This window comes from Citrobacter sp. C348 (assembly GCF_047467975.1).
Taxonomy (GTDB): domain Bacteria; phylum Pseudomonadota; class Gammaproteobacteria; order Enterobacterales; family Enterobacteriaceae; genus Citrobacter; species Citrobacter gillenii.
This window is the reverse complement of the sequence record NZ_JASJUJ010000007.1, coordinates 111,165-131,775: the sequence shown is the minus strand read 5'-3', so window position 1 is coordinate 131,775 and position 20,611 is coordinate 111,165. Positions and strand designations below refer to the sequence as shown.

Annotated in this window: 22 protein-coding genes and 2 pseudogenes; 4 read left to right on the top strand and 20 right to left on the bottom strand. The window is 54.0% G+C overall.

The features are described 5' to 3' along the window. Positions 1-38: 38 nt before the first annotated feature. The 9 genes from mmuM to QNN86_RS14545 form a co-directional block, all read right to left on the bottom strand. Entirely contained in the window at positions 39-971 is a 933-nt protein-coding gene (gene mmuM / locus QNN86_RS14585; RefSeq protein WP_414211421.1) for a homocysteine S-methyltransferase, read from the bottom strand. Continuing rightward, entirely contained in the window at positions 958-2,361 is a 1,404-nt protein-coding gene (gene mmuP, locus QNN86_RS14580) for an S-methylmethionine permease (protein WP_115259288.1), read from the bottom strand. The genes mmuM and mmuP overlap by 14 nt, the downstream gene beginning before the upstream one ends. A 277-nt stretch (positions 2,362-2,638) precedes the next feature. Further along, a complete protein-coding gene (mhpT, locus tag QNN86_RS14575) occupies positions 2,639-3,853 on the bottom strand; it encodes a 3-(3-hydroxy-phenyl)propionate transporter MhpT (protein WP_414211419.1) in 1,215 nt (404 codons plus the stop codon). A 68-nt stretch (positions 3,854-3,921) separates the two neighbouring features. Continuing rightward, on the bottom strand, positions 3,922-4,935 hold the full coding sequence (gene mhpE, locus QNN86_RS14570; RefSeq protein ID WP_414211417.1) for a 4-hydroxy-2-oxovalerate aldolase: 1,014 nt from the start codon (positions 4,933-4,935) through the stop codon (positions 3,922-3,924). Beyond that, positions 4,932-5,882 (bottom strand): acetaldehyde dehydrogenase, encoded by a 951-nt coding sequence (mhpF, locus tag QNN86_RS14565; RefSeq protein WP_181629286.1) that lies wholly within the window; start codon positions 5,880-5,882, stop codon positions 4,932-4,934. The genes mhpE and mhpF overlap by 4 nt, the downstream gene beginning before the upstream one ends. Next, a complete protein-coding gene (gene mhpD / locus QNN86_RS14560) occupies positions 5,879-6,688 on the bottom strand; it encodes a 2-keto-4-pentenoate hydratase (RefSeq protein ID WP_181490528.1) in 810 nt (269 codons plus the stop codon). The genes mhpF and mhpD overlap by 4 nt, the downstream gene beginning before the upstream one ends. 9 nt (positions 6,689-6,697) lie before the next feature. Further along, on the bottom strand, positions 6,698-7,564 hold the full coding sequence (gene mhpC, locus QNN86_RS14555) for a 2-hydroxy-6-oxonona-2,4-dienedioate hydrolase (protein ID WP_414211413.1): 867 nt from the start codon (positions 7,562-7,564) through the stop codon (positions 6,698-6,700). A 28-nt stretch (positions 7,565-7,592) separates the two neighbouring features. After that, on the bottom strand, positions 7,593-8,537 hold the full coding sequence (gene mhpB / locus QNN86_RS14550) for a 2,3-dihydroxyphenylpropionate/2,3-dihydroxicinnamic acid 1,2-dioxygenase (RefSeq protein ID WP_414211410.1): 945 nt from the start codon (positions 8,535-8,537) through the stop codon (positions 7,593-7,595). 1 nt (position 8,538) lies between these two features. Next, on the bottom strand, positions 8,539-10,203 hold the full coding sequence (locus QNN86_RS14545) for a bifunctional 3-(3-hydroxy-phenyl)propionate/3-hydroxycinnamic acid hydroxylase (RefSeq protein WP_414211408.1): 1,665 nt from the start codon (positions 10,201-10,203) through the stop codon (positions 8,539-8,541). A gap of 191 nt (positions 10,204-10,394) precedes the next feature. Between QNN86_RS14545 and QNN86_RS14540 the strand changes: the two genes are divergently transcribed. Continuing rightward, entirely contained in the window at positions 10,395-11,207 is an 813-nt protein-coding gene (locus QNN86_RS14540) for a DNA-binding transcriptional regulator (protein ID WP_135912487.1), read from the top strand. A gap of 29 nt (positions 11,208-11,236) precedes the next feature. Here QNN86_RS14540 and QNN86_RS14535 read toward each other — a convergent pair whose 3' ends face one another. From QNN86_RS14535 to QNN86_RS14520, 4 genes are all read right to left on the bottom strand, one after another. Next, a complete protein-coding gene (locus QNN86_RS14535; protein WP_414211405.1) occupies positions 11,237-13,225 on the bottom strand; it encodes a putative bifunctional diguanylate cyclase/phosphodiesterase in 1,989 nt (662 codons plus the stop codon). A gap of 17 nt (positions 13,226-13,242) precedes the next feature. Next, positions 13,243-13,737, bottom strand: a complete 495-nt coding sequence (locus QNN86_RS14530; protein ID WP_181595804.1) for a molybdopterin-dependent oxidoreductase — start codon at positions 13,735-13,737, stop codon at positions 13,243-13,245. A 257-nt stretch (positions 13,738-13,994) separates the two neighbouring features. After that, positions 13,995-14,471, bottom strand: a complete 477-nt coding sequence (locus tag QNN86_RS14525) for a cold-shock protein (RefSeq protein ID WP_181618755.1) — start codon at positions 14,469-14,471, stop codon at positions 13,995-13,997. Between the two features lie 74 nt (positions 14,472-14,545). Beyond that, entirely contained in the window at positions 14,546-14,791 is a 246-nt protein-coding gene (locus QNN86_RS14520; RefSeq protein WP_115259298.1) for a YmjA family protein, read from the bottom strand. Positions 14,792-15,241: 450 nt separating this feature from the next. On the opposite strand from QNN86_RS14520, the gene QNN86_RS14515 reads away from it, so the two are divergent. Next, a complete protein-coding gene (locus tag QNN86_RS14515; protein ID WP_279277196.1) occupies positions 15,242-15,697 on the top strand; it encodes a SymE family type I addiction module toxin in 456 nt (151 codons plus the stop codon). A 120-nt stretch (positions 15,698-15,817) separates the two neighbouring features. Here the strand turns inward: QNN86_RS14515 and QNN86_RS14510 are convergent. Then, positions 15,818-16,430 (bottom strand): annotated as a pseudogene (locus QNN86_RS14510) (hemagglutinin repeat-containing protein); the annotation flags it as partial. A 295-nt stretch (positions 16,431-16,725) separates the two neighbouring features. Between QNN86_RS14510 and QNN86_RS14505 the strand changes: the two are divergent. Beyond that, positions 16,726-16,863, top strand: coding sequence for a SymE family type I addiction module toxin (locus QNN86_RS14505; protein WP_182269408.1), 138 nt, complete (start codon positions 16,726-16,728; stop codon positions 16,861-16,863). 39 nt (positions 16,864-16,902) lie between these two features. Here QNN86_RS14505 and QNN86_RS14500 read toward each other — a convergent pair whose 3' ends face one another. Continuing rightward, the gene (locus tag QNN86_RS14500) at positions 16,903-17,286 is read right to left on the bottom strand and encodes a hypothetical protein (RefSeq protein ID WP_414211402.1); all 384 of its coding nucleotides are present in this window, start codon (positions 17,284-17,286) and stop codon (positions 16,903-16,905) included. A gap of 6 nt (positions 17,287-17,292) precedes the next feature. Further along, a complete protein-coding gene (locus QNN86_RS14495) occupies positions 17,293-17,916 on the bottom strand; it encodes a hypothetical protein (protein ID WP_414211400.1) in 624 nt (207 codons plus the stop codon). Positions 17,917-18,064: 148 nt separating this feature from the next. Between QNN86_RS14495 and QNN86_RS14490 the strand changes: the two genes are divergently transcribed. Further along, entirely contained in the window at positions 18,065-18,202 is a 138-nt protein-coding gene (locus tag QNN86_RS14490) for a SymE family type I addiction module toxin (RefSeq protein WP_414211398.1), read from the top strand. 53 nt (positions 18,203-18,255) lie between these two features. Here the strand turns inward: QNN86_RS14490 and QNN86_RS14485 are convergent, their stop codons facing one another. The 4 genes and pseudogenes from QNN86_RS14485 to QNN86_RS14470 form a co-directional block, all read right to left on the bottom strand. Further along, complete coding sequence (locus QNN86_RS14485; protein ID WP_414211396.1) at positions 18,256-18,507, bottom strand: MafI family immunity protein; 252 nt, start codon at positions 18,505-18,507, stop codon at positions 18,256-18,258. A gap of 10 nt (positions 18,508-18,517) precedes the next feature. Beyond that, positions 18,518-19,210, bottom strand: coding sequence for an EndoU domain-containing protein (locus QNN86_RS14480; protein ID WP_414211394.1), 693 nt, complete (start codon positions 19,208-19,210; stop codon positions 18,518-18,520). A gap of 296 nt (positions 19,211-19,506) precedes the next feature. Then, positions 19,507-20,175: pseudogene (locus QNN86_RS14475) on the bottom strand (filamentous hemagglutinin); the annotation flags it as partial. A gap of 195 nt (positions 20,176-20,370) precedes the next feature. Further along, complete coding sequence (locus QNN86_RS14470) at positions 20,371-20,607, bottom strand: hypothetical protein (protein WP_146717465.1); 237 nt, start codon at positions 20,605-20,607, stop codon at positions 20,371-20,373. Positions 20,608-20,611: the final 4 nt, after the last annotated feature.

Below are 20,611 nucleotides of genomic sequence, written 5' to 3'. Positions count from 1 at the left end.
TAGGCCGGGTAAGGCATCAGCCGCCACCCGGCACAAATTCAGCGCTGGACGTTCAATTCAGCAATATCCGCAGGCGTGGTGCGACAGCACCCGCCAATCAACCGGGCGCCCGCCGCACGCCACTGGGGTAAATAATCCGCCAGCGTTTTACACGCTTCACCGTAAGTGTGCCAGGTTTTGCTCTGCGCATCGTAATGCTCGCCGGAGTTGGGATAGACCACCAGCGGCAGCGCCGTTAAGCCATGCAGATGCTGCAACGCAGCGGTGGTGTTTTCCAGCGCAATGCAGTTAATGCCTAACGCCACCACCTGCGGATACCCCGCCAGCAGCGCCACCACTTCGCGCAGCGGCGTGCCGTCGCTCAGGTGTTCGCTGTCACGCAGGGTAAACGAGAACCACGCCCGCGCGCGCGGGTATTCCGCCAGCAGTTCAGCCAGCGCCTTAATCTCAGTAAAACTCGGCAGCGTTTCGCAAGCTAACAGGTCAGCTCCGGCGTCCAGCAGCGCTTCAACGCGCGGTCGGTGAAACGCCTGAAACTCGTCTTTGCTGCGCACGTAATCGCCACGGTATTCCGAGCCATCCGCCAGATACGCGCCATACGGTCCCACAGACCCGGCCACCAGCAATGTACCCGCCTGCGGGTTTTCCGCCAGATATGCCTCGCGCGCTTTACGCGCCAGCTCTACGCTTTTGCCAATCAGCGCCTTCGATTGCGCCTCATCCAGACCACGGGCGGCAAAACCTGCCGGCGTGGCCTGATAGCTGGCGGTGATCGCACATTGAGCACCCGCCCGGTAGTAATCTAGATGGACTTCGCGGATAAGCTGCGGGTTTTCTACCAGCACTTTCGCTGACCACAGGCTATCGGCCAGGTTACAGCCGCGCGCCTCCAGTTCCGTCGCCATCGCACCATCCAGCAACAGGAAATCCTGTTTCTCAAGAAGGGTACGTAACGGATTATTCTGCGACATGGTGTGGCTCCTGTTTTACTTTACGGGGTTGAGTAAGGAAATAAGCACCATAGCACAACGCCACAAACGGTAACCCGCACCACAACGCAATTCTCTGCGCGGGATCGAAGGCCAGGCCGACACAGGCCACCAGGCACAGCACAAACCCCAATACGGGAACCAGCGGATACCACGGCGCACGATAATGCAATTCACTCACAGCCTTTCCTTGCTGTAAGTGACGGCGGCGAAAAACAAAATGCGAAGCGCAGATGCTCAGCCACACCGCCACCACCGCAAACCCGGAGATCGCCGACAGCGCCACAAATACCGTATCCGGGGCGATCACGCTGGAAAACAGCGCCAGCACGCCGCCGAGCATGCTGACCGATATGGCTGTCAGCGGCACACCGTTTTTGGTTACCCGCGCAAAACAGGCGGGCAGCGTACGTTCATTCGACAGCGACCACAGCATGCGCCCGGAAGCATACAATCCTGAATTCGCAGCTGAAAGAATGGCCGTCAGGATCACGACGTTAAAAATATCCGCCGCATATGGAATCCCCACCTTCTCAAACACCAGCACAAACGGGCTTTTCTCCACTCCCGCCTGCTGCATCGGGATCAATGCCGCCAGCACAAACACGGTGCCAATAAAGAAAATAATCAGTCGTGCGATAGTGGTACGAATCGCCACCGGAATCACCTTGCGCGGGTTTTCCGTTTCGCCTGCCGCGATGCCGATAAGCTCGGTTCCCGAGAAAGCAAAGTTCACCGCCACCATGGTCATCAGGATCGGCAGGCCGCCATGTGGAAACCAGCCTTCTGCGGTGATATTGCTCAACCCCGGCGCGGGTGAACCATCCTGCATCGGGATAAAGCCAAAAATGGCCGCCCCGCCGAGGATAATAAAGGCGATGATGGTGATGACTTTTACCAGCGAGAACCAGAATTCCCCTTCGGCAAAAAAGCGCGTAGAAATGACGTTCAGGCCAAAGATAACAACGCAGAAAACCACGCACCAGATCCACACCGGCACCTGTGGGAACCAATACTGCATGCAGAAACCGGCGGCGGTAAAGCTGGAGCCAAGCGCCACGGTCCAGGTCAGCCAGTAGAGCCAGGCTACGGTGTAACCCGTCGCCGGGCCGAGATAGCGCGCGGCATAAACGTGAAACGCGCCGGTTTCCGGCATCGCCACCGACAGTTCACCCAGACATTGCATCACCAGCCAGACCACCAGCGCGCCAATCAAATAGGCCAGCAGCGTCCCCGCCGCCCCGGTGGTGGAGATGATGTACCCGGTATTAAAGAATAACCCTGTGCCAATCACGCCACCTAAAGAGAGCATAATCAGGTGACGCGTTTTCATTGTGCGCTTCAGTGGCGCATTTTGTTGTGTTGTTTGCATATGACCTTCTAAACGTATGGACATCTAAACATCCAAAGAAGGTTTGTTATACCGCGTTTGTAAACACAATGCAAAGTTAGCCCTGCACCAGACGCAGATGCCCGCGCCGGGCGCTCAACACAGGACGAGGATTAACAATAAGATACAAAAAAGGTCGCCAGGCCATAACGCCTCCGCTATCAGGGTTTATTCAACTCTGGCAACGGAGACGTCCAATGACGTTCCCCCGAAAGTAGGAACCGCGCGTCACACCTCATACGTCCGGATGAGCGCACGGTCAGGAGTCGCTGGCTTGAACCTGTATCTGTGATTTACGGCTCATCAGCACAAACACCGCCAGCCCGGCCAGCAAAATACCCGGTGCGGAGGCCGCCATCACGCCTACCGTTCCAGTGCCCAGCGCCAGCATTTTCCCCGCCAACAGTGGACCACTCATCGCCCCGAGGCGCCCAACGGCCACCGCGGTGCCTACGCCGGTGGCGCGGATGGGGGTGCTGTAAAACAGCGGAGCCAGCGCATACAGCACGCTTTGGCCGCCGGTGGCAAACATCCCTGCGACAAATCCGGCCACCAGCATACCGCTCAATGACGACACCGTACCGAGCGCCAGCAGTGAAGCCAGCATCCCGGTGTAAATCAGTAGCGACATCACCACCGGGCGCAGTTTATCCATCAATGCACCGAGGATTAACGTCCCGCTGGCCGCGCCGATTTGCAGGGCAAACATCACGCACGCCGCCTGTGAGGGACGAAAGCCCTGTTCAACCAGCAGCATCGGCAGCCAGTTGATCAGCATATACACCACCAACAGGGTGAAGAAATAACACAGCCACAGCAGCAACGTAGCGGTCGCGGTGGCAGGGGCAAACAGCGCACGCAACGGTGCGGCGGCGGCCTGCGTTTGCTGGGCATACACATGTGATTCCGGTAGCCAACGCATCAGCAACGGCACCAGCAGCAGCGGGATCACCCCACCAACCCAGAACACAGTTTGCCAGGCGGAGGCCACACCGCTAAAACCCAGCGCCGCCGCCAGCGCTGCGCCAATCGGCACCCCGCAGTACATCAGGCTCACCGCGGTGCCGCGAAAGCGCGGGCCTGCGGCTTCGGAGGTCAGCGCGATCAGGTTCGGCAACGCCGCCCCCAACCCGACACCGGTCATCAGGCGGGCAAACACCAGCGACGAGAAATCCCAGGATATCGCCGTCGCCAGCGAAAACAGGCCAAACAGCGCCACGGAGCCAATAAGGATCCGCTTGCGCCCATAGCGGTCAGCCAGCATACCGCCCACCAGAGCGCCGGGCAGTAATCCCAGAATACCGGCGCTGAAGATCCAGCCCATCTGCATTTTATCTAACGCAAAAGCCTGGGCGATGCCGACGGCAGCGATACCGGCGGCCTGTAAATCCAGCCCTTCCATCAGAGCGACTAAAAAACACAGCCCGACGGTCAGCGTCAGACGGGAGGAGGATGCGGGGGTACGGGTTGTCATGAGGTGTACCTCTGAGGTCACGATGCAGGTGAAGCGCGGCTGATACGTTGCCAGCCGCGTCATTATTTTTATTGGCTGTTGCGCAGATCCAACGCCACGTCGACGATCATATCTTCCTGGCCGCCCACCATCCGGCGTTTGCCCAGTTCAACCAGAATATCCACCGCGCTCAGGCCATAACGCGCCGCCGCCACTTCGCAATGGCGCAGGAAGCTGGAATAGACCCCGGCATAGCCCAGCGCCAGCGTTTCGCGATCCACCCGCACCGGGCGGTCCTGCAGCGGACGGACTAAATCATCGGCGGCATCCATCAGCGCGTAAAGGTCGGTGCCGTGCTGCCAGCCGAGCTTATCCGCAGCGGCGATAAACACCTCCAGCGGCGCGTTGCCCGCCCCTGCGCCCATGCTCGCCAGGCTGGCATCAATACGGTCACAACCCTCTTCTACTGCCGCCAGGGAGTTCGCCACACCGAGGCTCAGGTTGTGGTGGGCATGCATCCCGGTTTCCGTTTCCGGCTTCAGCACCGCTTTCAGGGCGCGGAAGCGATCGCGAATGTCCGTCATGTTCATTGCCCCGCCGGAATCGACCACATAAATACAGGTCGCACCGTAGTTTTCCATCAGCTTCGCCTGCTGCGCCAGTTTCTCCGGCGTGGTCATGTGGCTCATCATCAGAAAGCCGACGGTGTCCATACCCAGCTCGCGCGCATACTGAATATGCTGGGCCGACACGTCCGCTTCGGTGCAGTGGGTCGCCACGCGCACCACCCGCGCACCGGCCTGGTACGCGTTTTTCAGGTCATGAATCGTGCCGATACCCGGCAGCAACAGCGTGGCGATTTTGGCGTGCTCCACCACGTCCGCCGCCGCTTCAATCCATTCCAGATCGCTGTGCGCGCCAAAGCCGTAGTTAAAGCTGGAGCCCTGTAACCCGTCGCCGTGCGCCACCTCAATGGAATCGACACGCGCATCGTCCAGTGCTTTAGCTATTTGGCGGACGTTTTCCAGCGAATATTGATGACGAATAGCGTGCATGCCGTCACGCAAGGTCACGTCAGAGATATAGAGTTTTTTACCGTTCATGCTGCTTCTCCTGCCTGACGCGCGAGTGACTGTGCCATCTTTTCAGCGGTCGCCAGCGCGCTGGAGGTCATAATATCGAGATTGCCCGCGTAGGCTGGCAGGTAGTGCGCCGCACCTTCCACTTCCAGATACACCGCAGTTTTCAGGCCGGAGAACTGGCCAATACCCGGCAGATTCACCGGTTTATCCTGTGGGATGATCTCAAACTGCACGCGCTGTTTCAGGCGGTAGCCCGGCACGTACGCGTGTACCGCCGCTGCCATTTGGTTAATCGACGCCTCAATTTCTGCCTGAGAAGCCTCTTCGCTCAGCACATACACCGTGTCGCGCATCATCAGCGGCGGCTCCGCTGGGTTGAGCACAATAATCGCTTTGCCTTTCTCGGCACCGCCCACCACTTCAATCGCCTTCGAGGTGGTTTCGGTAAATTCATCAATATTGGCGCGCGTGCCCGGCCCCGCGGACTTGCTGGCAATAGAGGCGATAATCTCGGCGTAATACACCCGCGCCACGCGGGACACCGCCGCCACCATCGGGATGGTCGCCTGGCCGCCGCAGGTCACCATATTGACGTTCAGCCGATCCACGTTGGCCTCGAGATTCACTACCGGCACGCAGTACGGGCCAATCGCCGCCGGCGTCAGGTCGATCAGGCGGATCCCCGGCTTAACCGCGCGTAAGGCGGCGTCATTTTTCACGTGCGCACCCGCGCTGGTGGCGTCAAACACGATATCGATATCGGCAAATTCCGGCATTGCCATCAGCCCCGTTACCCCTTCATGGGTGGTGGCGACGCCCATGCGTCTGGCGCGCGCCAGACCGTCGGATCCCGGGTCGATACCGACCATCACCGCCATCTCAAGCTGCTTGCCGTGACGCAGAATTTTAATCATCAAATCGGTGCCGATGTTACCGGAGCCGATAATGGCGACTTTACGCTTACTCATGACTGACTTCCTTTTGTAACCGCCGCAGAGAACGTGGCGGAGACTGAACCAATACCCTCGATATGGGCCTCAAAACGATCGCCCGCATTTACCGCGACCATCGGGCCTAACGCCCCGGTGAGAATGATGTCTCCGGCGCGTAGCGGCTCGCCGAGGCTGGCCATTTTGCGCGCCAGCCAGACGGCAGCGTTGATCGGATGCCCCAGACATTCGCTACCGCGCCCGCTGGAAACCTCCTCGTTATTGCGCGTCATTTTCATCGTGCAGTTTTTCAGATCTAACCCCGCCGGGCGCTGCGCCGGACCACCGACCACATACACGCCGCAGGAGGCGTTATCCGCCACGGTATCAACAAACTGAATTGACCAGTCGCGAATACGGCTGCCGACCACTTCCAGTGCGGGCAGCACCCACTCGATGGCGTTAACCAGCTCATCAAACGTGGTGTCGGTCGCAGGCAGGTCGCGGTTCAACACCAGCGCAATCTCCGCTTCAATCCGCGGTTGCAGCACGCGCTCAAACGGGATGGTGTCGTTATCGCCGTAACACATGTCGGCAAACAGCGTGCCGAAGTCGGGCTGACTGACCCCCAGCTGCTGCTGAACTTTCGGGTGCGTCAGCCCCACCTTACGCCCAACCACGCGACGCCCCTGCGCCACGTCGTGCTGCACGTTGATGTGCTGAATGGCGTAGGCCGCCTCGGCGTTGTCCACACCAATCAATTCGCGCAGCGGGGCAATCGCGACACCCTGCTCCTGTGCCTGGCGTAAATCAGCGGCTAACTGTTCAAGATTACGATTCGTCATATCCGTTCCTTAAGGTCGCGCGAGGAAGTTCAGCACCAGCTGATTAAAGGCGTCCGCATGTTCCCACTGCGCCCAGTGCCCGCAGTCGCGGTAAATGTGCAGCTCTGAACCCGCAATTCCGGCGAGCAGGCGCAGCCCGGCGTCCATCGGCACGAAGCGATCGTTGCGTCCCCAGACAATCAGGGTCTGGGCGTTGATCTCCGCCAGACGCGGACTAAAGTCCGGGAACTGTTTTGGATTGGCTTCCAGGCTCTGGACAAAGTTTTCCAGGTGATCGCGACGCGACAGCATGTTATTGAGTCGTGCCTCAAACAGCGCGTCGGTCAGGTCGCTGGTGTCGAACACAAAGATGTCCATCATCAACTTCAGATTCTCGATGGTCGGCTCGCGATACAGCTGGTTCAGGCGCTTGATGCCTTCAGTTGGCATCGGCGTAAACAGGCTCATACCGCCCGTCCCACCGCCCATCAGCACCAGCTTGCCCACGCGCTCCGGCCAGCTCAGGGTGAACGCCACGGCGCTGTGGCCGCCCATCGAGTTGCCCAGTAAGTGGACTTGCTGAAGATCCAGCTGATCGACCACACTTTTCAGGATGCGGGCGTTCAGATCTGATCGCGACCCGCGGTTAACGATCCCATCGCTTTTCCCCCAGCCCGGGCAATCCAACAGGATCACCCGGTAACCGGCCTCAACCAGCGGATCGATATTGCGGCTGAAGTTGGCCCAGCCCGTGGCGCCCGGGCCGGATCCGTGCAGCAGCACAACGGTCTCTTCGCCCTGCCCACAGTCATTGACATGTACGCGTAGGGTTTCGCCAGCTTCCTGCACCTCAAGAAAACGGCTGCTGGCGGCTTCGGTTTGCGGTTGGTAAGTCATGATCTTCTCCTGCATGTTCAGTTCTGTTTCAGTTCTGTGTGGCGGCGCTCAACGAGCCGAATCCGGCGATCCACTCCGGGATCGGGCGATAGTAACGGCCTTCGCTGCGCCAGTTGCCAAAGGCAGAAATGGCGGCGAAGGCAGCAACCCAGGTTTTCACTTCGTGCGTCGATTTACCCGCCATCGCGGACAGTTCTTCATTGCCAACGCCGTCCAGTTCCGTCAGACGCCCCTGCTCAAGCAGGGTCATAAAGCGGTTATCCCAGACGGGGTTGAGCGGGTGCAGCGTGTTTTGATCGGTCACGAATTTCTCGGCGGCGCTGATTACCCGCTGCTGGCGCAGCGCGCGCTCGTTTTCGGGCAATTGTTTCCCGCTGCCGAGCAGACGGTCACGCATATGGGCGTCGGCCTTTGCCAGTTCGGGCACCGGCGGCTGATGCGACAGCCCCCCGGAGCCTAAAAACAACACGCGTTTATTCAGCGAGCTGGTGAACTGACCAATCGCCTCACCGAGCAGGCGGGTACGCTGGAAGCCCGGCAGCGGGGTAGCGACACCGTTAATAAACACCGGCAATACCGGGACCTTATCCAGCCCGCCGAGCAAAAACTCCAGCGGCTGAGCAAAGCCGTGATCGACCTGCATGTTGTACGACACGGCAAGATCGATGCCGCTTTTCATCACCGCGTGGGCGCAGGCTTCCGCGAGATCCGCCGGCACCGGCAGTTCCCCCGCCGCGCTGCCAAAATCACCGATCGCCGTGGCGCCAATGCCTAAGCAAAACGGCGGCATCACATCGTAGAAAAAACCGTTGTAGTGATCGGGGGCAAACAGCACCACCAGTTCGGGATCGAACGCCGCAATGCGCGCACGGGCGCTGGCGATCACCCCGTTGACCTCGTCGAGCACGGCCTGCGCCGGGTCGACATAGCCCACCAGCGGCGAGTGGGAAAGACAATGAAGATAAGCGTGCATATCAGGCGACCTTTTCGACAGGAACCGCGGCATTAGCGCGGGTAAGCGTCATCACCGACGCCAGTTTATTCAGGGTGCTGCCCAGGGTTTGCGGAATAGCAACGGCGGCCACGAAGCGGTCCGGGCGCATCACCACCAGCGCGGCGTTGTGCTGAGCAAACCACGCGCGCAAGCGGTTTTGCGTATCGCCAATGCGGATAACCCCGTCGTGGTTATCCTGTGAGGTATGTATTTGTGTATCCGGCACCACCTGAATAAACCGGGTGCCGAGCGCCTGCCACTGCTGGATTTGCGCCTCGCTCATGCCCCAAAGCGGATTACAGCCCCAGCCAATCACCGCAAAACGCGGCCCAATGACGTTGTCGAGCAGGGTCACCTCGCCCGATTCCAGCGTCACCTTTGGCTGAATAAACATCTTGCCGACAGGAGACGTTTTCACGTCGCCTTCACGCACCAGCGCCCCGGCGTGATACTGTGGCATCGGCTTAAAACGCATTTCGAGGAAGTAACGTTTGACCGGCGGAAGGTAGTTCAGCAGCCAGGACACCCCGTCGCGCACCGCGCCATGCCAGCGTTTCGGCGGCGCCAGCACGTTGCCCGCAGTCACCGACAAATCAATCATGGCTTTGGCGTGATCGCGGCGTTCCTGCTGGTAGGTGTCCAGCAGCGCATCACCGGCTTTGCCCTCAATCACCAGCGCCAGTTTCCACGCCAGGTTGAAGGCATCGCGCATGCCGCTGTTGTACCCCTGCCCCTGCCAGACCGGCATAATGTGCGCGGCATCGCCCGCCAGCAGCACGCGGTCAATACGAAAACGTTCGGCCAGACGGGCGTTATGGGTATACACGCGCTGGCGGATCAGCTCAACGTTGTCCGGGTTCGGCAACACTTTGCTCAGCAACTGGCGCATATTCTCCGGCTCGCTAAGCTGCGCTTCGGTTTCCCCCGGCATCACCATAAATTCAAAGCGGCGCACCGCGTGTGGCAGTGCGGCGGAGACATACGGACGCACCGGATCGCAGCACAGATACACGTGTGGGGTGCTGAGCGGATCGTTGGCGATATCCACCACAATCCACTGATTTGGCGCGGTTTTACCTTCGAATGGCACATTCAGCGAGCGCCTGACGACGCTGCCGCCGCCGTCGCAGGCCACCAGCCACTGGGCCTGCACCGTTTCACGCTGACCGTCCGGTGCCTTCAGGTTCAGCGTCACTTCGCCATCCTTCTGACTGAACGCCTCCAGCTCGCGAGAGAACAGGCAACGCACGTTGGGAAACCGCGACAGCCCTTCCAGCATCACCGCGTCTACCTGCGGCTGAATAAACGCGTTGCGCCGCGACCAGCCAAACTCATCGGTCATCGGCTGGATATCAGCAAAGCAGCGGCCCTTGGGGGTAAGAAAGCGCATCGCATGCCATGGCGTGGTGTGCGGCAGCACGTTATCGACCAGACCGACGGACTGCAGGGTGCGCAGCGCTTCATCGTCAATGCCGATGGCGCGCGGATAGTCGATCAGCGCATCGAGCTTCTCCACCACCAGCACCTCAATGCCCATCTGGCCGAGATAGTTCGCCATCATCAGCCCCACCGGACCGGCTCCGGCAATCGCCACCTGCACGGTGTGTTGCACAGCGGGTTGGATATCCGGGTTTATCGTTGTCATTTCAGAACCTCACTACGCGGACAAAACGTCATGGCAGCCTCTGGAGAGACGCACCTGGCTTTGTTAAAAATATGTGAATAATTTTTTATTGTGCGGTCAGTATAGGAGGGTGTTTTTGCGCTACAATCAAAACATACCTGGATGTGCACTTAGTGCACTACGTTGTTTTATCTGTAGATTTGTCAACGAATATGAAAAGTGACGAGAGTACCGAATACAAAACCGTGCGCGGATTAACCCGCGGGTTAATGTTATTAAATATGTTAAACCGGCTCGACGGTGGGGCCAGCGTTGGTCTGCTGGCAGAGCTGAGCGGCCTGCACCGCACCACGGTCAGACGACTGCTGGAAACGTTGCAGGATGAGGGTTACGTCCGGCGCAGCCTATCCGATGACAGCTTTCGCTTAACCATCAAAGTTCGTCAGCTCAGCGAGGGATTTCGTGACGAGCAGTGGATTTCCGCGCTGGCCGCGCCGCTGCTGGGGGATTTACTGCGCGAGGTCATCTGGCCGACCGACGTTTCCACGCTCGACGTCGATGCCATGGTGGTGCGTGAAACCACCCACCGCTTCAGCCGCCTGTCATTTCACCGGGCGATGGTCGGGCGTCGTCTACCGTTGCTGAAAACCGCCTCCGGCCTGACCTGGCTGGCGTTTTGTCCGGAGAATGAACGTCAGGAGCTGATCGAAATACTGGCATCGCGACCGGGAGAAGAATTCCAGCTGGCGCGCGAACCGCTGAAGCTGGACGCCATCCTGACTCGCGCGCGCAAAGACGGTTTTGGACAGAACTATCGCGGCTGGGATCAGGAGGAGAAAATCGCCTCTATCGCCGTGCCAATCCGCAGCGAACAGCGGGTGATCGGCTGCCTGAACCTGGTGTATATGGCCAGTGCGATGACCATCGAACAGGCCGCGGAAAAACACCTTCCGGCCTTACAAAAAGTGGCGAAGCAGATCGAAGACGGCGTGGCGTCACAGGAGATTTTGGTTGCCGGGAGGTGAGATGGATCACATTTCCCCTCCCCCTCTGATTAAGAGCCACGTTCACTGCGCAATGTGTCGTCGTTATCTGCCAGCAGAGACGTTCGCGATTTACCGTTTCTGATTTTTCCATCAATACCAGGTTGAGGTTTACCAAACAGATAGCCTTGTGCGAAATCGCAGCCCAGAGCCTGAAGACTTTCCAGTTGTTCCTGTGTTTCAACCCCTTCTGCAACCGCCTTCATATTGAGAGATTTCGCCATACCGGTGATAAGTTTGATGATGTTAAGGGCGTCTTCCTGTGTAGATATCGAATGCACAAAGGACTTGTCTATTTTGATTTTATCGAAGGCAAGCCTGCTCAGCCGCGAAAGCGAAGAGTATCCCGTACCAAAATCATCAATGGAGATTTTCACGCCCAGGGCTCTGAGCCTGTTAAGCGTATTCATCGGCGTATTGCTGTCAGTAAAAAGAGAGGATTCCGTCACTTCCAGTTCAAGACGGTCAGCCGGAAGTCCTGTTTCTTTCAGAATAGACAACACTATTCCGGCAAAGGCTTTGCTGCTTAGCTGGACAGGCGAGACATTGACTGAAATTTTAACCGGAACCGCCCAGGAAGCCGCTTCCCTGCAGGCCATTTCAAGCACCGATTTCCCCATCTCATTAATCATTCCTGTCTTTTCCGCAACAGGAATAAAGCTATCCGGCGACAACAGGCCTTTAAGAGGATGTATCCAGCGGATAAGGGCTTCATAGCTGTAAATTTCCCTGCTGAAAGAATCTACAATCGGCTGGTAATAAACCACGAATTCTTTATTCGCTATTGCCATCGCCATATCATGCTCAAGGGTTCTGCTTTCTTGCAACTTATCTAACATGCGTTGCCGGAAGACTTTTATCTTACCAGACCCTTCTTTTTTGGCTTCATATAGGGCCAGATCGGCAAATTTATAAAGATAGTCGGAGCGGCGTTCAGTTTCGGAAATAACAATGCCAACGCAGGTGGTAATGTTGATAATTGTGTTATAAATCGTGTAGGGCTGGTTGATAAATTCACATATTTTTTGCGCGCGAGAAACAGCATGACTCTCAGTCAGACCCGTCGAGAGAAACGCAAACTCATCCCCACCTAAGCGATAAAGCGTATCTGAAGTCAGGCTCATCGAAACCAGGCGATGGGATATCTGACGTAACAATGAATCACCGACATCATGACCATACGTATCATTGACCTCTTTGAATCGGTCTAAATCAAACAACATCACTGTCACAGAACTATTATTCTTTTCTGCCGTCTCGATGGTTTTATTTAAATCTTCCCAAAAAAGCTGGCGGTTATTCATCTCGGTAAGAGAATCATGGTAGACGTCATATTCCAGTTTTGTATTCTGGATTTGCAGTTTTTCTTTAGATTTCTGCAATTCTTCAGCAAGACGCTTAACCTGAAGATGCGCCTGCAAAATATTTCTGTTCTGATAGAATATCAGCACGCCCAGTATCGCACTCAGTATGATCAGCAGTACTGAGATCGCTGAATAAATATAGTACAGCGCTTGAATTTTGAGGTTTGTACTATTAATCGAGTTAACATCTTTATTTAGCGCACCGGATGAAAGGCGGCCTAGCGGCGCATCCAGCGCATGCATTTTTTTCAAGTATGTCTGGAGCTCTGAACGATTCATTTTCTCAAGATGAACATCCAGATAGTTAAGTGTGTTTTCCAGTTGTAAAGCCAGTTCACCATGCGCTTCATTATTTTGTATATAATGTCCCAACTCACCTTCTTTCATTAAATCATTCTGGCTGAGCATGATGTCGAGGCGCAGACGTACATCATCGAGGTTCATAGAATCATCGATAGTGTAAAGACCAAGCCATGACTCAAAACGGTAGTATTCTGATACCAGTTGTGCAGCGGACCATGAATCGGTGTAGTGAGTCAGTTTCTGTAACTCTTGTTGCCGTTCATGCACGAGGTAAGAGATATACCCGGTAGATATAAAAAGAGAAAATATGATGCCCGCCAGTATTCTGTTCATGATGTTCTTCTGAACTCCTACTCAATATTCATTCTGCTGACCTGCCATGCTGAGCGTGCATAAAAAACCTGATTATTCAGTTCAGGCATGCTGTCATAGGGGTACACAATGAATAGGGGACCTTTATCACGGACGCGAATGTATTTTTCGTTGATTTTTACAGCAAGGATAACATTATATTTTTTGAAATCACTGAGTGGGATAATCGTGGTGTAGTCATTGAGCGCGGTGACCTTAACCACAGAACCTTTCGCGCCAACATAATCCATGAGCTTTTGCAGTGGAATACCCGTAAAGGTAGTGCGTCCATTATACCAGGGCGAGGTGGTCTGGAAACTGACCATGCCCAGCTTCTCAAGGCTGGCAATATCAAAAACGGCTTTCCCGTCTTCATTTGTATTTTCTATATTACCGGACAGCGTTAAAAGGGCTTTACCGGCAGGTTTAGAAAGTTCACCTGCCCAGAGCTGTGTGGAGACGACAAAGCTTAACAACATAACAATTAATCGCATTTTAACCTCGCCTGCCGACCGGATGTAAACGAATTATAATTTAGTTATAATGCTATTTACATATGCTGCCTGGATATTATTGATGAAGTAAACCCATTCATATTTTAAATCATTAAAATCAACAAGTTAACCATCACTCCATTTTATATTAATTAATAGCCCAGAAAATGTCTGCCTGCCACTATACAGGCCAAAAAAAACCGAAATCCCGCGCATAAAATGAGCGAGATTTCGGCATGCGTTCAGCCTGACGCGCTTCAGATTTTAAGCAGCTTTACCGTTTCTTCGATATCTATCTCATCTTCAGAGAAGATCAGCGTCGTACCCTGGAAGGTGGTGATGGCCAGCTTTTTCAGCGTGCGTACGTCTCCAGGCTTGACGTCTGACTTCGGCTTGATGCTGTTCATCAGCGCGCCGACAGAAAGTACCGCATTTTCTTTATCAATACGGGTCTCGGCAGGAACTTCTTCGCTGTACACCACCCAGGATTTGATCGCCGTGAGCTTCAGGCGCTCGCCTGCGATATAGATGTATTTGCTGTCGGGCACCACTTTCACCGCATAGGCTGACAGGCCTTTGTTGTTAGTGGTCGGCTCGAAGGTCACCGCCGCGTCTTTCTTGATCAGCTCAGGATTAGCAACCTTAATCACATGAAAATAGCGGTTATCGCCGTTTTCATCTTTGATAAATCCAAAGCCTTTATCTTTAAACCACGTTGTGATTGTTCCGTTCATTGCTGTTTCCGCCTGATTAAAACGTCATACTCGTAAAATTTGCGCGCAGTGTAAAACATCGGCCACGTCTTTGGCTACTCGTTGCCCCAGCGGTTGAGGAACTCGGCGATATCATCGATACGCTGTGCGTCAATCCCGGCCACAGTTGCCATCTCCTGCTGCGCGTCTTCGCCGATCTCTTCGTTGTTCATCAAACGGACGATCAGCTGTTGGAAGTAGTGCGCCAGCGCGTCGCGTTCTGCGTCGCTAACCGGCTTTGCGGCCTCGGTCGCGTACTCGTCGGCGATATCATAATATTTTAGCGGAATGTCGTTGTTCATCAGGTGCTCCGGGGTGAATGCGTGTGCCAGCAGTTGTCTGCCGCGTCTGAGGTGAATGATAGCATTCTTATTTCACCGTTAGCGATCTGTTTTATTGACTGCAATATTTTTCATATATCCGCAATATTTTCTGGAGCCACTTCGCATTTAATAAATCTCATTACGTTTAAATGACCCCATTTTTATTCAGCACGGTATAATAGCCGCAGGTTAAATAAAGCAGTAACGAAGGAAATATAAGATCATTTTAAATCTAATCGCCTGAATAATTCGAGTTGCAGGACGGCGGCAAGGGAGTAAATTCCCAGCAGCATAGATAACTATGTGACTGGGGTGAACGAGCGTAGCCAACGCATCTGCAATTCGAATTATGACGGGGATTCGCGGCATGAAGGTGCAGCAACACCCTCACACCGCTAACCACAAAACAACTAAGTAGAGGAGTTGATTATGGCTGACGCGAATTTTATGCCAGAACCCGCCGTAGCCCAAGCAGATTCTGAGGTTTTGCCGGATGAGTCGCAAAACCCCGAGCTGCTACGCAAAAACCACCGCAACCGTCTGCACGGCAAGCGCACCGTGGAGGCCAGCATTCATCCACGAGCGGAATCGGCGCAGGACAGTTCCGCCTGCTGCGAACTGTATTCGCGGATGGATAATAATTATCTGCCGCTCAGCGGAGAATGGCTGCCCAATGCCGGATTTGTTAATGGTATGCCGGTAAAAATACGGGTGATGAAAGATTGCATCGTTATTACGCCACAGCACACGAGAGAGTTATGGGGCTGTATAGAAGGAATGAGTGTGGTGAATATTAATAAGCAGAAAGTGACCCAGTGGTTAAAAACCTTTCCCGGCGCGTTGCATGATTTGGGCGATATACCGATGATTAAACGCAGCAAATAAAGCTTCGTCCCGTAGGCCTGATAAGCGCAGCGCATCAGGCCTGTTACGCACCACCATCTCTTCGCCGGATGGCGGGCAAGCGCGAGTCTATTCCTTCATTTCTAACGTTGACCATCTGGCTCCCGCATGTCTGACCGTAAAGTCCGCTTCGTTATGAATATCCCTGAAACCCGGCGTTCCGGTGTCCAGGCTGTTTTTATCCGCCGTCGCCGGCAAACAGCCCCGTCTGCTCCTGCACCGAGGCATAGTCGCTCTTCATCTGGTCCTGGCTGGCGCTGATATAGCCTGAGCCGGACATGCTGCCGTAGGTAAAGCTGCCCCCGGCCGCCGCGCTGCTCTGCTTCGACCGGTAGTCATTGCTGTCCTGGGCGCTGCTCATCCACAGGTCGCCACCGATATCCGCCACCACGCGGTCACCGCTGACCTGCGCCCCGTTCAGGATAGCGTCACGCCCGCTGACCAGCGAAACCGTACCGCCGCTGTCCAGCGTGGTCTCCGTCCACGCCGTGCCGTTGCCCTTTTCACTGCCTTTTGCGCCGTTGACGTTGGCGAAGACGCTAATACCGTAACTGTCAGAGTTGACGCCGATACCGACACCCACCCCGCCCCCGCTGCTGCTGTTTGTGCCCGTCGTCTGCTGGGTGTTTGCCGCACCGCTCAGCACAATATCGTTCGCCGCCACCAGCGTGGTGTCCCCGCCCGCCTTTATCTGGCTGCCGCCGATCAGGATGTCGCTGCTGATAGCAGAAGTGGTGCCTTCACCCAGCTTTTCCGTGACCTGATTTTTCAGGGATTCAGCAGCCTGTTTTGCCGCTTCGCGGGCCTGATCTCCGGCGAGCGAGTTATTCTCAACAACAACTTTATCCGTTGCGAACCTCACCGCCGAAACAGCATTTTCCCTGTACTCTCAGCAGCTTACAACTCGTTTTTCCCGCTGGATTCTGCTGCGCCGGACGCAACACCCCGATACGCGGTTTTGCTCCCCGTTTTCCACTTTTTCCCGACGCTGTTAAAGAACTTGTAACTACATGACCACGTACTATTCCCGCAGCCCCAACATGCGCCTCAACGGTAACTGGCTGGGAGAGGCGGGGTTCAGCACCGACACACCTGTCACGGTCAGCGTGGAGCAGGGAAGACTGGTGATCGAGCCGGTTAAGGGCTGACGGGTAAAGGAGATCCCGGCGCAGGGGCCGGGATTATTGTTAGTTACTGATTGATATTGAAGGACTAATAGAGGCTAAAATATCTATAACATCGTCCATAGTTGAGAACATATAATGAACGACTCCATCATGTATATTACCGTTTTGCTCATTAAACCATTCTAGATACTTAGATTTTTCAACGCGATAAAGTCCTGTAAGCATCATCCCTTTCTGCTCTTCCTGCATTTTCAATAGGTCACCTTCATCAGTCACTCGGAAGGAATAAATCCAATCGAACAGCACCTTAACTTTGCTACCTTCAGCGTTATCACCTGAAGATAAAATCAACTCAAGGGAACCAGAGGAATATCGAAAATCCTCTAGTTGGCTATTATGAAGAGAACCCTCAGCAAGGGGAATTTCAATCAATTTTTCAGACATATATGATTACTCGTCATACCTAAACTTGATCCTATTCTTCCCTGATTGGATCTCCAAAGTTGGGCGACCATCAGTACTACGCTCACTTACGATAACCGTTCGCCCATCGGGTAGTTTACCGACCCTTCCACTTGGTATTTCTTTAATTTCTGTGGGAGATAAGGCATCGAACTCTTTATTAGCAGCATTACTTCCACCTGTTCTTTCGAAAAGTTTTGAACGCCCTGTAGTCTCATTCCCTTTCGATGATGTCGAGGTTAAATCCTCAACAGTAATATTCTGCTTTTGACTGTTTCGCGCATTCTCCTCATCCTGCGGTTCCCAGCCGCCCGGCGTTCCTGAACCTGCACCACCAAATTCAGCTTTCTCAGCATCCGTCAGGTTCTTACCCGCATTCGGCCCCTCTGTCTGCTCTGCATCTTCAGCAGAACAAGCCCGCCCGAAGGAGCACTGAGTCGCTTTATCCAGCGCCTCCGTCATTTCCTTCAGCTTCTTGTCCAGCGCCGATGCCATCGTCTGGTTCGCCTCGTTCACCGCATCGCCGGTGTTACTGCCTGCAAGCGGTGGTGGCGTGATGGGAAGCGCCAGTGAGTTATTCTCAACAACAACTTTATCCGTTGCGAACCTCACCGCCGCAACAGCATTTTCCCTGTACTCTCAGCAGCTTACAACTCGTTTTTCCCGCTGTATTCTGCTGCGCCGGACGCAACACCCCGATACGCGGTTTTGCTCCCCGTTTTCCACTTTTTCCCGACGCTGTTAAAGAACTTGTAACTACATGACCACGTACTATTCCCGCAGCCCCAGCCTGCGCCTCAACGGCAACTGGCTGGGAGAGGCTGGATTCAGCACCGACACGCCGGTCATGGTCAGCGTGGAGCAGGGAAGACTGGTGATCGAGCCGGTTAAGGGCTGACGGGTAAAAAGATCCCGGCACAGTGGCCGGGATTAATCATAGTTATCAAGAAGTTATTTCTCTGGATTTATATATGTATATCTACTATCTATTTCTAGGCCAAGATCATTAGCTATTTTAAGCACTTGCGTGTATTCATCTTTGCTAATCACAACATCATAATCAGCAATGTGATCACATAGCGTCTCGAATGCTAATACACTCTCTGAGAACCCAATATAATCGAGAGCAAAGTCAACGAGCGAAGGATCCAACCGATCCTTTAACCCTTCACCTAATGATCTAATTTTGTCATTAATATCCATCGCGCCTACGCTATTTCTTAATCGGTTTTAAAGCTGGATGAGTCGGATTACTATCCGGGAACGCTGTTACTATTTTCCCACTAGCTGGCTCGTATACCACACGAACTCTAACACCTTCTCGCTCTTCCCAGGCAACCCATCTTGCTGGTCTTCCTGCATTTGTATACGCCCCACCCGTTCCGGTCTGGGCAAACCATTTGGTATCGGGTGAAGTAGCTATATCACCCACAGCATGAACAACCTTGTCTGCTGACCAGCTTTGAGGGAAAACTGTTTTTCCTGGATTTCCGGGATACAGATGTCCACCTTGCGTAGGGCTATCCCCATATAAAATATGCTGTTTCGCTTCCGGTGAAAGGATATCTACATATTTCTGGTTTGCAGGTGATAATCCAAGATCGGAGCTTTTCGCAACAGATAAAAACGCCTTAGCAGCTACATACTGGATTAACTTCGCTTCACTGGTCGGTACACCACTCGCCAGAATTTCCGCAGCCCGTTGCGGCGTCATTTCACCATCAGCCGTCAACGCACTGACCGGAACACCAAAGAACTCACCCCAGGCGGTTAACAGACCTTTAACGGCATCCTGCCCTTCAGGTATCTGACCCTGTGAGTTTTTAATCAGCGCTTCTGTTAACTCATCTGCTGTAGCGCCATTCTGGATCATACTGGCTGCAAGCGACTGCTGGGATAACCCCATATCAGCCATGCCTTTACCGAAGCTTTCAGGACTCAGCGCATTATTCTCAACAACAACTTAGAATCCTTTTAATTTCAATAACCGAGCTATCCACATCCCACCACCAACAAAGCTTCCGACACTGAGACTAATCTTGCAGAGTAGCAATATATTTTCCATAGTGAAATTAATTGGTATCCCTTTGAAAAAGAAGAACAACAACTCCCCTGCTACGTATAAAGTAATTGATGTCAAAAAAATGGACACAATACTTAATACGATAAAAAGAGGCAGGTGCAGAAACTTATTTTGCTTTCTCATTTTTTGCGATCCTTCTGAGAGGATTTCTGCTCTATATACTTCCCGCTGAGTTCAGATCCCACGCTACCACCGATATCGCCAGCCATACCTGGAAAATAGCTAGGTGTCATTTCTTTTGAAAGCCCAAGTTCTCCCTTCACTTCAGTAAACTGTCTCAGATCAGCATTAAACTTAGGATCCCAGCCACCTTTCCACCAGTTTGCCCCTGCATTAACACCCCATGAAAGTCCTTTACCAATGCCATAGCCGATACCAGAACCTGCACCATTGATAAGCGCACCAAACAGAGGGTCTTTGTTGTCTATCCAGTTACCCAGCGCACCACCTGTCGCATTCCAGCCCACTGTACCCGCCAGGCCATTACCCATGCTGAACACATTCACCCAGCCTGCAATGGCTGCATTGGCTGGGTCAATTGAACCGTCTACCCAGTAACTAACTCCTGCATTAGCGCCAGCACCCGGTCCCCACATCGCCTGAGCACTGCCAGGAAGCAGAGCCACTGTACCTGTTGCCAGCGCCAGCCCTACCGCATCACGCTCATTTTTCGCTTTCTGACAGGCGGCTCCACCAGGATTATCCGAACAACTCGCCATATCTATCCCATGCTGACGTATCCATGCTGCCTGAGCATCCTCACTCCCGCCCATCAGGTTATTCTCCGCAACAACTCTTTCCGACGTAAGTTGCTGCGATGGCCCCGATTTTCTCCTGCCCTTTCCGTGACTTACAACCGGTTTTCCCTGCTGTATATCTGACGCAGCAACATTTTTTCCAGATACGCCTTTCCACCTAGACACACTATCGCATGGAAAAGAACCCTCCGGGTAAATAGTTAGATTCCACGTAACACGCAGAAATTAACCGATCAATTCTTCTTTCGTCTGTTCTAAAATTTTTAAAAAATCGTCAACAGGAAATTTCATAACTACAGTTTCAGCCAAAATTCGGCTATCAGAAAAAAACTCTATTTCAATTGAATCAACCCCTTTATCTTTGTTCAACTGACATAGAATTTGCCCTTTATAAGATATTTCCGCTGTCAGTTCCTCATAACGAGAGTCACTAAAAAAATCCACTTCAAATCCGTCATTCATGCGC